The sequence below is a fragment of the Glycomyces tarimensis genome (assembly GCF_054776215.1).
Genome location: NZ_BAAHCB010000018.1, coordinates 66,371 through 78,924 on the forward strand (window position 1 = coordinate 66,371; position 12,554 = coordinate 78,924).

Sequence of the window (12,554 nt, forward strand, 5' to 3'; positions counted from 1 at the left end):
TCTAGATGGCAAGAAAACGCTTACACAAGACTCATAGAGGAGCTCTGCTGTGTCCTCCACCTACCGCCTCGCGATCGTCGGCACCGGCGGCATCGCCCACCTCCACGCGGAGAATCTCCGCGCGCACGTCGCCGACCGCATCGAACTGGTCGCCGCGGTCGACCCCGACGCCGAGCGCCTGGAGGCGTTCACCGCCAAGTTCGGCCTCGAGCGCGGCTACGCCTCCCTCGAGGAACTCCTCGCCGCCGAGGAACTCGACCTGGTGGACCTGTGCAGCCCGCCCGGCGTCCACGCCGACGGCGCCGTGACCGCACTCAAGGCCGGCGTCGGCGTCGTCTGCGAGAAGCCCCCGGCGCTGAGCCTCGCCGAGTTCGACCGCATCGCGGCCGCCGCAGCCGTCTCGGACGGGGACTTCGCCGTGATCTCCCAGCACCGCTTCGGCTCGGCCGCCCAGCGCGTGCGCAACATGATGGCCTCCGGCGTGCTCGGCTCCCTCGCCGTCGCCAAGTGCGACACGCTCTGGTACCGCCCCGAGGAGTACTTCGCGGTCGAATGGCGCGGCCGCTGGGAGACCGAGGGCGGTGGACCCACGATGGGCCACGGCATCCACCAGATCGACACGCTCCTGTCGATGGTCGGTCCCTGGTCCGAGGTCGTCGCCACCGCGCACCGGCACCGCAGGGCCACCAACACCGAGGACGTCTCGCACGCCATCGTCACCCTGGAGAACGGCGCGAGCGTCTCGATCACCAACTCCCTGCTGAGCCCCCGTGAGACCTCCCAGATCCGCCTCGACTTCGACTGCGCCACCGTCGAGCTGGACCACCTCTACGGCTACGGCGAGCAGCACTGGACCGTCAGTCCGCTCGAGGAGCACGTCGAAGAGGTCATGCAGGCCTGGTACTCCAAACCGCGCGGCGTCCCCTCAGGCCACGGCGCCCAGTTCGCCGCCGTCGCCGACGCGCTCGACAAGAAGGCCGCGCCGCCGGTCACCGCCGAGGACGCCCGCCGCACCCTCGAACTCATCACCGCGATGTACGCCTCGGCGTTCACCGGCAGGCCCGTCCGAGCCGGCGACATCGACCCGACCTCTCCGTACTATCAACGCATGGACGGCACCGGCACTCCTTGGCCGGACCGCAAGTGACGATCCCGAGCTTCCGAACACCAGACCAACCGGAGAGAACACCGATGACGCTGCAACTCAACGACGTCCAGGACAAGGAACTCTCGATCACCCACGGCGAGCTCGAGCTCCTGCGCTACGTCTACCGTCCCGACAACGACCAGTTCGAGTCGCCCCGGCCCTACTTCGAGCCGATCCGCGACCTCGCCGGCCACCGGGTGAGCCTCTACCGGCCGCACGACCACGTCTGGCACAAGGGCATCGCGCTGTCGCTGCCGAACGCCGGCCCCGAGAACTTCTGGGGCGGTCGCACCTTTCGGCGCGGCAAGGGCTACGTCGACGAGAAGAACGACGGCTCGATGGAACACCGGCGGTTCACCGCACTCCAGACCGAGGGCGAGACGGTCCGCGCCGACGAGGACCTGGAGTGGATCACCGAGGACGGGCGGCACTTCTTCAGCGAGCAGCGCTCCTTCGCCGCCACCGTCACCTCCGACGACACCTGGGTGATGTCCTTCTCCACCGCGTTCACCAACGACACCGACCAGGTCGTCGTCATGGGCAGCCCCACCACGGAGGGCCGCGAGAACGCCGGCTACGGCGGATTCTTCTGGCGCGGCCCCCGCTCCTTCACCGACGGCCGGGTCTACACCGCCGACGGCGAGGGCGGCGACGAGCTGATGGGCGTGCGCGGCGACTGGCTCGCCTTCCGCGGCCAGCACGACGAGACCAGCGCCGCCTCCACGCTCGTCTTCACCGACCACGCCGAGAACCCCGGCGCGCCCGTCAAGTGGTTCGTGCGATCGACGCCGTTCGCCGCGGTCTGCCCGGCCCCGTTCTTCGACACCGAGCTGCCGATGGAACCGGGCCAGACCGTCACGCTGCGCCACGCCGTCGCCGTCTGCAACGGCGACACCGGCGTCGAAGGCGCGGCCAAGGCCGCCGAGACCGCGAGCGCCGAACTCGCCAAACTGGGATAGCCATGAGCGGCTTCCCCGGCGGCACCGCCGTCTCCATCGTCACCGTCTACGACTGGCCGACCGTCGACGACCAGGCCGGCGGCTCGCCGCACCTCCACACCGCCTCCACCGAGGGCTATGTGGTCACGCGCGGCACGGGCGCGGTCGAGACGCTCTCTCGCGACGGCTTCGAACGCCGCGAGCTCGCCCGCGGCACCATCCTGTGGTTCACACCCGGGACGGTCCACCGGCTCATCAACGGCTCGGGCGACCTCGAGGTCACCGTCGTCATGCAGAACGCCGGCATCCCCGAAGCCGGGGACGCCGTCCTCACCGTTCCGCCCGACACGCTCGGCGACCCCGAAGCCTACGCCGCCGTCACCGGCGCGCCCGCCGCCGAAGGGCTCACCGACGTCGAACGCGAGGCGGCCGCACGCCGCCGCCGCGACCTCGCCGTGGAGGGCTACCTGGAACTGCGCGAACGGGTCAAGTCCCAAGGCGCGTCCGCGATGGAGCCACTGTGGGCCTCCGCCGCCGCACTCGTGTCCGGGCGCGTCGACACCTGGCGCGGGCTCTGGGAGGCCGGGCCGAAGGCACAGGCCGACGCGACCGGCGCCCACCTGACCGCGCTGGCCGCGGCAGACGCGACGCACCTGTGCGACGCGCACGTCTCCGACGCGGGCACGCCGGCGCGCCGCTGGGGCATGTGCGGACGACTGGAGGCGTGGGACCTGCGCCCGTGATCACACTCGGTGTCCGGCGGCGACTACCATCGTCGCTGGACACCGAAGGAGCGCAGTTGGCCGACTACAGCCCAGCCGAGACCGGCGTGATGATCGACGCCGAGACCACCGTCGACCGCGACGACGCCATCTGGATCGAACCACGCGGCGACGGCTACGACGTCTGGGTCCACATCGCCCGCGTCGCCGACCACGTCCCGACCGGACGCCGCGCCGACCTGGAGGCACGCAACCGGGTCCACACCCGCTATCGCGCCGACCACACCAAGCGCATGCTGCCCAAGCCCGTCGAGGACCTCGCCTCCCTGGAAGCGGGCCGCGTCAACGAGACCTTCGCCGTCCACCTCCACGTCGACGCCGAAGGACGCGTCCTCGACGTCGAGCTCGGGCCCGGCCGCCTGACCCGCTCCTGGGCGCTCACCCACGGGCAGGCCGCCGAAGCCGCCGCCGACCCGGCCCACCCGCTCCACTCGACGCTCGCCCTCGCCCTGCGCTTCGCCCAGACCACGCTCGCCGCCCGACGCGCCACCGGCGCCCTCGCCTTCTACGACCTGCTCAGCGGCTTCGCCACCGACGAAGAGGGCCATCTCGTGCGGCTCCAGACCGCCGAGCGCAACTCCGGCTACATCATCGTCCAGGAGTTCATGGTCGCCGCCAACGCGCAGATCGCGGCCTGGGCCGCCGGGCGGGACCTGCCGATCCTGTTCCGCAACCACCGGCTCGCCGCCGTCGCCGGCGACCCGGCCGAACTGCGCGAGGAGCTCGACGCCGTCGCCGCCACGGCCGACACCGCCGCGTTCGAAATGCTCCGCTCCCGCATGCGCATGGTCGCCCGCTCCGCCACCTACGGGCCCACCGTCCACGGCCACCACGGCCTCCAGCTGCCCGTCTACACCCACGCGACCAGCCCGATCCGCCGCTACCCCGACCTGGTCACGCAGCGGATCCTCCTGGCCGCCGTCGCCGGAGAGCCGAGCCCGTACACGCCCGAGGAACTCGCCGCGCTGGCCGAGGAGCTCAATCGGCGCATCGCCGAAGAACGCGAACTCGTCTCCGAGCACTTCCGCAAACGCGCCAAGGAGGAAGCCGAGCGGCGTCTCGAACAGGCCGACTTCGCCGCCCTGACCTACCCGGAGTTCGCGAAGGTCTTGCGCGTCGCCGTCGAACGCGGCGAGGCCCCCGCCGGGCTCGCCGACGACGCCGAACGCCGCTTCAAAGCAGAGGAACTTCAGCTGCGCGAGTTCGGCGAGATCTACTTCTACGCCAAGGCCGACGGCTTCGCCCCGCTCCGGGGCCGCCTGAACCGGCGCCTGGCCAAGGAACCGCACCAGGCGATCTCGCTGGTCAACAAGTACCTCCAGGACCGCCTCGGCGGCCCCATCGGGCCGGAGAACATGATCTGGGAGCTGCGGCCGGCCGGCGGCGTCGGCGCGCCCGCCTTCACCGCCACCCTCGAGATCCGCTTCAACGGCGAGGCACGCCGCTCGCCCGAACGCACGCAGCGCACCAAGAAGGACGCTCGCAACCATGCCGCGCTCGCCCTCGCCGCGGCGCTCGCCGAGTTGCCCGACGTCTCAGGCGACGACGCGCCCGTCCCGACCGCGAGCGAACGGCCCAGAACGGTCCTCGTCGACCCGGACCTCAACCCGGTCGAAGCCGTCCAGATCTACGCCGCCCGCGGCGTCGTCCGCGGCCTCCAATGGGAGTTCCAGGCCGAAGGCCCTTCGCACGAACGGCTCTTCACCTGCGAGGCCTCGGCCAAGCTCGATGCCAGCGGCGTCCGTGTCGCCGCCAAGGGCACCGGCCCGACCAAGCAGGCCGCCAAGCATGCCGCCGCCGAGGCCACGCGCGTGCACATCGAGGCCGCGATCCGCATGAGAGGGACCATGAGCGCGGAAGGCGGCTGACCGCGAATCAGCGCCTCGTCGCGGCAGGTCGGACATGTCGAGTGCGAAGCGGTACCGGACCTCGCCGCGCGCGGACAGAGGCCACGACGATCGAGCGGGCCGCCCGGTCGGGGAGCCGACGACGAAAAATTCGGTATGGGCGCTAAGGCACAATGGGGACGTGCATATTCTCGACGACTTCGCATGGCGCGGCCTCATCCAAGACTCGACCGACCTCGACGCTCTGCGCGAGCACCTGGACTCGGGACAGGTGACGTTCTACGTCGGATTCGACCCGACTGCGGCGAGTCTGCACCACGGCCACCTCATGCAGGTGCTCACCGCCCGTAGGCTCCAGCGGGCCGGGTTGCGGCCGCTGCTGCTCGTCGGCGGCGCCACGGGCCAGATCGGGGACCCCCGCGAGACGAGTGAGCGCGTCCTGAACCCGCCGGAAGTCGTCGCCGGATGGGTCGAGAAGATCCGCGCGCAGCTGGCTCCGTTCGTGACCTACGACGGCGAGAACGCCGCAGTCGCGGTCAACAACCTCGACTGGACCGGCGAGCTCAATGTGATCGACTTCCTGCGCGATGTCGGCAAGCACTTCCCGGTCTCGAAGATGCTCGCTCGGGAGGTCGTCAAGGCCCGGTTGGAGTCGGGCATCTCATTCACCGAGTTCTCCTACCAGCTGCTCCAGTCGAACGACTTCTTCGAGCTTCACCGCCGCCACGGATGTACTCTCCAGTTCGGAGGATCGGACCAGTGGGGCAACATCACCGCCGGGGTCGATTTCCTTCGGCGCCGCGCCGGAGAGCAGGTCCACGCCTTCGTGACCCCATTGGTCACCAAGGCGGACGGGACCAAGTTCGGCAAGACGGCCGGCGGTGCCATCTGGCTCGACGGCGAGCTCACCAGCCCGTACGCGTTCTACCAGTACTGGTACAACGTCGATGACCGCGACATCGTCAACTTCCTGAAGTACTTCTCGTTCAAGAGCCACGAGGAGATCGAGGAATTGGCACAGGCCACTGCCGAAAAGCCCGCCGCCCGTCTCGCCCAGAGGGCGCTGGCCGAGGAGCTCACCACGCTGCTCCACGGCGCGGACGAGACCGGGCACGTCATCGCCGCGTCTCAGGCCCTGTTCGGGCGCGGTGAGCTCGGTGAGCTGCCCGAGCCGACGCTGCGCGCCGCGCTGGTCGAGGCCGGGCTGGCCGAGATCCACAAGCCCGAGGTGACCGTCGCCGAGGCGATGAAGGAGTCCGGCGTCGTCGCCAGCCTCGGCGAGGCCCGCCGGGCCGCCAAGGAGGGCGGTGCGTACGTCAACAACGTCCGCGTGACCGACCCTGCCGCGGCGATCGACCCCGCTGACCTGCTGCACGGCCGCTACGCAGTGATCCGGCGCGGAAAAAAGACCGTCGCCGGAGTGGAAGTCTTCGCCTGAGGCATACACTTGATTGGTTTTGCCGAAGTGAACATAGGGGGAGGACGACGTGGCTGACGAGGGCCGCGCCCGCAGGGGCGAAGACGACCGACGGGGTGGCCCCGGCGGCTACGGACGCCAGGAGGGCGGCGACCGGCAGGGTCGTGGCGGCGAGCGTCGGTCCGGCGACCGCGAGGGGCGCCCGAATCGCGGCTACAACCGCGACGACCGTCCTCGCAGCGGCGATGGACGCGGCCGGTACGACGACCGTCCCCGCCGTGACGGCGATGACCGTCCCAAGCGCTACAACGACGACCGTGGTGGCCGGAGCGGTGGTTACCGGGGGGGCGACGATCGTCCTCGCCGTTATGACAACCGTGATGACCGTCCCAGGCGGTACGAGAACCGGGACGATCGCCCCAGCCGAGATCGCGACGACCGCGGTGACCGTCGCCAGTTCGACCGCCGCGACGACCGTCCCAAGCGCTACAACGACGACCGTGGTGGCCGGAGTGGTGGTTACCGGGGTGGCGATGACCGTGGTGGCCGGAGTGGTGGTTACCGTGGCGGCGACGACCGCGGCGGCCGGAGTGGTGGTTACCGGGGTGGCGATGACCGTGGTGGCCGGAGCGGTGGTTACCGTGGCGGCGACGACCGTGGTGGCCGGAGCGGTGGCTATCGTGGCGGCGACGACCGTCCTCGCCGTTATGACAACCGTGATGACCGTCCCAGGCGGTACGAGAACCGGGACGACCGCTCCAACCGGGATCGTGACGACCGCGGTGACCGTCGCCAGTTCGACCGCCGCGACGACCGTCCGCGCTACAACCGCGACGACCGTCCCCGCCGTGACGGCGATGACCGTCCCAAGCGCTACAACGACGACCGCGGCGGCCGGAGCGGTGGCTACCGGGGCGGCGACGACCGCCCAAGGCGCGACGACCGCCCCCGGCGCGACGACCGCCCAAGGCGCGACGACCGGGCCCGCTCCCGAGACGAGATCGGCCGCGACGGCAGGCCCCGCCGCGGCAAGGACTCCCTGCGTCCGCTCGAGGAGCGCGAGGCGGGCCATGAAGGACCGATCCGCATGGGCGAGAGCGAGCAGGCCCCCGACCTCCCCGAGGGCATCGAGTATGGCTTCGACCAGCTCGACAAGGAGACGAAGGCCGGCCTGCGCAGCCTGAACAAGCAGCTCGCCGAGGCCGTCGGCAACCGGCTCATCGCCGCGGCCGCGCTCCTGGCAGAGGACGACATCGAAGGCGCCCTCGAACAGGCCCGCTACGCCCGCCGAAAGGCCTCCCGCGTCGCCATCGTCCGCGAGGTCACCGGTGTCGCCGCCTATGGCGCGGGCGAATGGCAGCTGGCCATGAACGAGCTCCGCGCCGCCCAGCGGCTCGGCGGGACCCGCGACCACGTCGCGATGATCGCCGACTGCGAGCGCGCCGCCGGCCATCCTGACCGCGCCATCGACCTCTACCGCGAATTCGGGGAGGACAAGAGCATCGACCCCGAGGTCCGCGTCGAACTGCTCATCGTCGCCTCCGGCGCCCGCCGGGACATGGGCATGGGCGAGGCCGCCACCGCGATGCTCAAGGTCGCCGCCCTCAACTCCCCGAAGACCGAGCCATGGGTCGCGCGCCTGCGCTACGCCTACGCCGAAGGCCTGCTGGCCGACGGGCGCCCGGACGAGGCCCGCGAGTGGCTCTCCAAGGCCGTCGCCGCCGACGTCACGGGGGAGACCGGCGCCGCCGAGCGCCTGCTCGAACTCGAAGGCGTCGACTTCGACGAGCTCGAAGACGAACTCGACGAGGAGTTCGACAGCGACCGGGACGAACACGAAGAAGACGACCTCGACGAAGATGACGAGGACGTGGAAGAAGACGAGGGAGACGCCATCCCCGCCCCGAAGGAGTCCGATGACGCGACTGAACGCCGCGACTGAGGCGCTCGCCGCCGCATACGATCTGGCGCTGCTCGACCTCGACGGCGTCGTCTACCTGCTCCATCAGCCGATCCCCGAGGCCGCCGCAACCGTCGGCGCGCTCCCGGGCCTGCGCTGCCGGCCGGTGTTCGTCACGAACAACGCCTCGCGCAGCCCCGAGACCGTCGCCGAAGCCCTGCGCGGCATGGACATCCCGGCCGAGGCGAGTGAGGTGCTCACCTCCGCGCAGGTGGTGGCCTCCGCCATCGTCCAGCACATCGGCGAGGGCGGCACCGTCCTGTCGACCGGCTCTCCGGCGCTGCGCGCCGCCGTGCAGGCCGAAGGTCTCGCCCTCACCGAGGAGCCGCGCGAGGCCGAGGCCGTGGCGTTCGGGTACACCCCCGACACCACCTGGCGCGACCTCGCCGCGGTGACGATCGCGGCCCGCCAGGGCGCGTTCTGGGCCGTAGCCAACCTCGACGCCACCCTGCCGACCCCCGACGGTCCGCTGCCCGGCATGGGTGCGCTCGCCCATGCCGTCGCCACCGCGCTCGGGCGCGGGCCCGACCTCGTCGCCGGCAAGCCCGAACAGCCGATCTACGAAGCCGCCCTGTCCCGCAAGCCGGGCGGTCGCGCGATCATGGTCGGCGACCGCCCCGACTCGGACATCGCGGGCGCCAACCGCGCCGGCATCGACTCGCTGTTGGTGTTCACCGGCGTCTGCTCACCGCGTGACGCGCTGACGCTCCCGCCCGAGCAGCGGCCCGACTACCTCGGCTGGAGCCTCGCGGCACTGACCGAGACCCACCTCGAGCCGCAATGGAACGAGGAGGTCGACCGCGCCGAGTGCGGCGGCTGGACGGCGGCCCTCGACGGTGGCGGCGTCACGCTCAGCGGCGAAGGCGCCGAATTGGACGGGTGGCGTGCGCTCTGCGAGCTGACTTGGGCCGCAACCGACATGCGCCAGTGCGACCCGTCCAGCCCGCCGAAGCCGCTCGGCCCGGCCGCCGAGAAGCTCCTGAAATAGCGAAGAGCCCGGGCCGCGAAGGGCGGGCCCGGGCTCGAATCGCATTGCTCGCTAGTCGACCTTGAGGGCCTTGCGCAGCTTCGCGAGGTCCTTGACGCTCGCCTTGACCTTGATCTTGCCGGTCAGGAACGCCTTGGCGGGCTTGAGCTCCTTCTTCGAGAGCGCGACGAGGTCGTCCGAGGCGACCGAGACGCGGACCTCGGCGTCCGGGTTGTCCCCGTCCATGAGATCGGTGAGCTTGCCGCCCGAGATCTTCGCGTTGAACGACGTGTCGAGATCGGTGATATCGCAGGCCAGCGTGCGTTCGAACCCGTCAAGTCCGTCGAAGTCGCCCGACTTCTTGGCGACCTTGCCCGCCAGCTTCTCCAGTACGTTGCGGCATTCGTCAACAGTGGCCATACGGTCCTCCCGAGTTAGTTCAGTTTCAGCGCGATGGGCTCGGCTGGCAGAAGATTACAACGTGCGCGGTAAGCCCTTGCGCCCGACCGGGAGTCAACAATCCGACGACGGAGGGTGACGATCGGCACCGGGCCAATGAGGACAGGACGGACCGAGCCGGCACGCCATGCGGCGGCCGGCTCGGCGGTCGACGCGGAACGGTCTAGAGCACCCCGCGCAGCTTCATCAGGTCCATCATGTTCGCCTTGATCTTCACGCGCCCGGACTGGAACGCCTTCATGAAGTCCAGTTCGCCGTCGACCAGCTTCACCAGGTCGTCCGAGGACGTGATCATGCGGATCTGCGCGTCCGGCTCGTCCCCGTCGGTGATGTCGACCAACTTGCCGCCGTCGAACCTTCCGTGGAAGGACACGTCCAAGTCGGTGATGTCGCACGCCAGCGTCCGCTGGAAACCGGTCAGCTTGCGTACGGACTTCGGGTTCGAGGCGAGATTGGCGGCGAACTGCTCCAAAGCGGTCCGGCATTCGTCGACGGTGGCCATGGTGCCCTCCTGTTCGAAATCGAGCGAGGACGCGGCAGTGCGCCCCACCAGAAGGTTACCGGCCGGTAGAGCTCCGGCGCGGCGGCCCGCCTCAGGTAACTTGGCAGTACCGTTGCAATGGCACGTCCGGACCCCCACCATCAGAGTAGGAGGGAGTAGCGCCATGTCAGACACCACTCGCGGCTACTTCGACACCGTCTTCAGCATGGCCGGGGACTCCGGCCAGCGAGCCCGCGAATTCGCCGGGAGGGTTCGAGAAGACCTCCGGTCCGGCGCCGAGCGGCTCCGCACCGACGTCCGGTCGGGCGCCGAGCAGTTCCGCAGCCAGGGCTCGCGCACCGTCACCGACATCGGCCGCCTCGTCCGCGCCGAGGTCGACGCCGGCCTCACGCGCCTCGGCGTCGCCACCCAGGCCGACCTCGACGACATCAACCTCCGCCTCGAGCACTCCGAGGAGGAGATCCGGGACCTGCGGATGCGCCTGGCCGAAGCGGAGGCCCGCGCCGCCAGGACCCCCGCGCCGGTCGCGGCCGAACCCGCCGAAGTCCCAATGCCGTCCACCGGCGAGCCGAGCGGCGACGAGCGCCCATGAGCGACGCGCCGACGCCGGCGAACCTGTCGGCGAGACTGAGCGGCGGCGACGCCGAAGAGGTCGAGCAGGAGGTCGAGACCGCCCTCGGGCAGCTCGAGACGCTGCCCGACCTGGCCGTGACCGACCACGTCGCCGTCTTCGAGGGCGTCCAGCAGCGCCTCTCGGACATCCTCAGCGACGTCGACGACGCCTGAACCGAGAGAGACCGCCGCCGCCGCATGCCCGCCCGCAAACGACTCGACGTCGAACTCGTCCGCCGCAAGATCGCCCGCTCCCGCGAGCACGCCCGCGAATTGATCGCGGCCGGTCGCATCCACCTGCGCGGCATCCCCGCCACGAAGGCCGCCACTGGTGTCACCGGCGACGACTCGATCCGCCTCGTCGGCGACCTCGACGACTACGTCTCGCGCGGCGCCCACAAGCTCATCGGCGCGCTCGACGCGTTCGGCGTCGATCCGACCGGCATGCGCTGCCTCGACGCCGGGGCCTCCACCGGCGGCTTCACGGACGTCCTGCTGCGCCGCGGCGCGGCCGAGGTCCGCGCGGTCGACGTCGGCTACGGGCAGCTGGCCTGGAAGCTCCAGACCGACGAGCGGGTGCGGGTCCACGACCGCACCAACGTCCGCCACCTGACGCCCGAGCAGCTCGGCGGCCCGGTCGACCTGACCGTCGGCGACCTGTCGTTCATCTCGCTCGAGCTCGTGCTGCCCGCGCTGGCGGCCTGCACCGCCCCGAGCGGCACGATGCTGCCGATGGTGAAGCCCCAGTTCGAGGTCGGCAAGGGACAAGTCGGTGCGGGCGGCGTCGTCACCGATCCGCTTCAGCGGGCCGAGGCGGTCTGGAAGGTCGTGCGCGCGGCCGGCGAACTCGGGTGGGGGACCACAGCCGTGGTCCCGAGCCCCCTGGCCGGCCCCAAGGGGAATGTAGAGTTCTTCTGCCGTATGCGACACGGCGCGGATACGTTGGCCCATGGCGCCGTCGTCGAAGCCGTGGCGTCCGAGTAGAGAAGGCGGTCGAGCCGAGTGCAGCAGAAGCCGAGTCGTGTCCTGGTGGTGACGCACCCGCTGCGCAAGGACGTGGCCGAACTCGCCGAGAAGATCGCCGCCGCCCTCCGGGAAGCCGGGGTCGCCGCGCGGATCATGTCCGGTGAGGTGCGCTCGCTGTGCCGTCCCGACGCGATCCTGGTCCCCGACGACGACTGCAGCGGCGCGGCCGACATCGTGCTCGCCCTCGGCGGCGACGGCACGGTCCTGCGCTCGGCGAAGATGGCCGCCGAGGCGGACATTCCGCTGCTCGGCGTGAACTTCGGCAAGGTCGGCTTCCTCGCCGAGGCCGAGACCGGCGAACTCGAGACCGTCGTCCAGCACCTGCTCGACGGCGAGTACTCCGTCGAGGAGCGCACCACACTCGAGGTCGAGGCGACCCTCGCGGACGGCGAGCGCGCCTCCTCCTGGGCGTTCAACGACATCGCCGTCGAGAAGGCCGAGCCGGCCCGCATGCTGGAGCTCTTCATCGAGATCGACGGCGCCCGCATCTCCCGCTACGGCTGCGACGGCGTGCTGTGCGCCTCGCCGACCGGTTCGACCGCGCACGCCATGTCGGCCGGCGGCCCGGTGGTGTGGCCCGATGTGGACGCGCTCGTGGTCGTCCCGATGAACGCGCACGCCGTGTTCGCCAAGCCGATGGTCGTCAACTCCTCCTCGGAGATCCGCATCGGCGTCGAGTCGGTCGGCACGGCCGGGGCGCTTATCGCCGACGGCAAGGAGATCACGCGCTTGACCGCCGGCGCGACGGTGACGATCCGCCGATCTTCCCGGCCGGTGAAGCTCGTACGCATGTCCGCGCGCTCCTTCGCATCGCGTCTGGTCTCGAAACTCTCTCTGCCCGTAGACGGTTGGCGTCACGGCCGCATGTAAGGCAGCGCGTGTCGGATCGACCGGATA

General features: G+C 70.6%; 13 protein-coding genes. 11 read left to right on the forward strand and 2 right to left on the reverse strand.

The features are described from left to right. Nucleotides 1–49: 49 nt before the first annotated feature. The 7 genes from ACYVK3_RS13880 (at nucleotide 50) to ACYVK3_RS13910 (ending at nucleotide 9,079) form a co-directional block, all read left to right on the forward strand. On the forward strand, nucleotides 50–1,147 hold the full coding sequence (locus ACYVK3_RS13880; RefSeq protein ID WP_460497921.1) for a Gfo/Idh/MocA family protein: 1,098 nt from the start codon (nucleotides 50–52) through the stop codon (nucleotides 1,145–1,147). Nucleotides 1,148–1,191: 44 nt separating this feature from the next. Continuing rightward, nucleotides 1,192–2,106, forward strand: a complete 915-nt coding sequence (locus tag ACYVK3_RS13885; protein ID WP_460497922.1) for a DUF6807 domain-containing protein — start codon at nucleotides 1,192–1,194, stop codon at nucleotides 2,104–2,106. Between the two features lie 2 nt (nucleotides 2,107–2,108). Continuing rightward, complete coding sequence (locus tag ACYVK3_RS13890; protein WP_460497923.1) at nucleotides 2,109–2,828, forward strand: cupin domain-containing protein; 720 nt, start codon at nucleotides 2,109–2,111, stop codon at nucleotides 2,826–2,828. Nucleotides 2,829–2,884: 56 nt separating this feature from the next. Next, on the forward strand, nucleotides 2,885–4,735 hold the full coding sequence (locus ACYVK3_RS13895; protein ID WP_460497925.1) for an RNB domain-containing ribonuclease: 1,851 nt from the start codon (nucleotides 2,885–2,887) through the stop codon (nucleotides 4,733–4,735). A 160-nt stretch (nucleotides 4,736–4,895) separates the two neighbouring features. Next, on the forward strand, nucleotides 4,896–6,152 hold the full coding sequence (gene tyrS / locus ACYVK3_RS13900) for a tyrosine--tRNA ligase (protein WP_460497926.1): 1,257 nt from the start codon (nucleotides 4,896–4,898) through the stop codon (nucleotides 6,150–6,152). 1,066 nt (nucleotides 6,153–7,218) lie between these two features. Beyond that, on the forward strand, nucleotides 7,219–8,073 hold the full coding sequence (locus ACYVK3_RS13905; RefSeq protein WP_460497927.1) for a tetratricopeptide repeat protein: 855 nt from the start codon (nucleotides 7,219–7,221) through the stop codon (nucleotides 8,071–8,073). Further along, nucleotides 8,048–9,079 carry an HAD-IIA family hydrolase gene (locus ACYVK3_RS13910; RefSeq protein WP_460497928.1) on the forward strand — a complete coding sequence of 344 codons (1,032 nt, stop codon included), beginning with the start codon at nucleotides 8,048–8,050 and terminating at the stop codon, nucleotides 9,077–9,079. Before ACYVK3_RS13905 ends, ACYVK3_RS13910 begins: the two co-directional genes overlap by 26 nt. A 51-nt stretch (nucleotides 9,080–9,130) precedes the next feature. On the opposite strand, the gene ACYVK3_RS13915 is transcribed toward ACYVK3_RS13910, so the two are convergent. Both ACYVK3_RS13915 and ACYVK3_RS13920 read right to left on the reverse strand, forming a co-directional pair. Further along, nucleotides 9,131–9,478, reverse strand: a complete 348-nt coding sequence (locus ACYVK3_RS13915; RefSeq protein WP_460497929.1) for an SCP2 sterol-binding domain-containing protein — start codon at nucleotides 9,476–9,478, stop codon at nucleotides 9,131–9,133. Between the two features lie 202 nt (nucleotides 9,479–9,680). Then, nucleotides 9,681–10,019 (reverse strand): SCP2 sterol-binding domain-containing protein, encoded by a 339-nt coding sequence (locus ACYVK3_RS13920; protein WP_460497930.1) that lies wholly within the window; start codon nucleotides 10,017–10,019, stop codon nucleotides 9,681–9,683. Nucleotides 10,020–10,182: 163 nt separating this feature from the next. Here ACYVK3_RS13920 and ACYVK3_RS13925 point away from each other — a divergent pair, with 163 nt between their 5' ends. The 4 genes from ACYVK3_RS13925 to ACYVK3_RS13940 are packed head-to-tail and all read left to right on the forward strand — an operon-like array spanning nucleotide 10,183 to nucleotide 12,527. Then, the gene (locus ACYVK3_RS13925) at nucleotides 10,183–10,611 is read left to right on the forward strand and encodes a hypothetical protein (RefSeq protein ID WP_460497931.1); all 429 of its coding nucleotides are present in this window, start codon (nucleotides 10,183–10,185) and stop codon (nucleotides 10,609–10,611) included. Further along, complete coding sequence (locus tag ACYVK3_RS13930) at nucleotides 10,608–10,805, forward strand: hypothetical protein (RefSeq protein ID WP_460497932.1); 198 nt, start codon at nucleotides 10,608–10,610, stop codon at nucleotides 10,803–10,805. Before ACYVK3_RS13925 ends, ACYVK3_RS13930 begins: the two co-directional genes overlap by 4 nt. Before the next feature lie 24 nt (nucleotides 10,806–10,829). Continuing rightward, nucleotides 10,830–11,615, forward strand: a complete 786-nt coding sequence (locus tag ACYVK3_RS13935; RefSeq protein WP_460497933.1) for a TlyA family RNA methyltransferase — start codon at nucleotides 10,830–10,832, stop codon at nucleotides 11,613–11,615. Between the two features lie 18 nt (nucleotides 11,616–11,633). Continuing rightward, nucleotides 11,634–12,527, forward strand: coding sequence for a diacylglycerol kinase catalytic domain-containing protein (locus tag ACYVK3_RS13940; RefSeq protein WP_460497934.1), 894 nt, complete (start codon nucleotides 11,634–11,636; stop codon nucleotides 12,525–12,527). The last annotated feature ends 27 nt before the right edge of the window (nucleotides 12,528–12,554 follow it).

What these genes read in the sequence shown, in the direction of transcription:
- ACYVK3_RS13885 (WP_460497922.1), top strand. Translation starts at nt 1,192, where the DNA reads ATGACGCTGCAACTCAACGACGTCCAGGACAAGGAACTCTCGATCACC.
- ACYVK3_RS13890 (WP_460497923.1), top strand. Translation starts at nt 2,109, where the DNA reads ATGAGCGGCTTCCCCGGCGGCACCGCCGTCTCCATCGTCACCGTCTAC.
- ACYVK3_RS13905 (WP_460497927.1), top strand. Translation starts at nt 7,219, where the DNA reads ATGGGCGAGAGCGAGCAGGCCCCCGACCTCCCCGAGGGCATCGAGTAT.
- ACYVK3_RS13910 (WP_460497928.1), top strand. Translation starts at nt 8,048, where the DNA reads ATGACGCGACTGAACGCCGCGACTGAGGCGCTCGCCGCCGCATACGAT.
- ACYVK3_RS13915 (WP_460497929.1), bottom strand. Translation starts at nt 9,478, where the DNA reads ATGGCCACTGTTGACGAATGCCGCAACGTACTGGAGAAGCTGGCGGGC.
- ACYVK3_RS13920 (WP_460497930.1), bottom strand. Translation starts at nt 10,019, where the DNA reads ATGGCCACCGTCGACGAATGCCGGACCGCTTTGGAGCAGTTCGCCGCC.
- ACYVK3_RS13925 (WP_460497931.1), top strand. Translation starts at nt 10,183, where the DNA reads ATGTCAGACACCACTCGCGGCTACTTCGACACCGTCTTCAGCATGGCC.
- ACYVK3_RS13930 (WP_460497932.1), top strand. Translation starts at nt 10,608, where the DNA reads ATGAGCGACGCGCCGACGCCGGCGAACCTGTCGGCGAGACTGAGCGGC.
- ACYVK3_RS13935 (WP_460497933.1), top strand. Translation starts at nt 10,830, where the DNA reads ATGCCCGCCCGCAAACGACTCGACGTCGAACTCGTCCGCCGCAAGATC.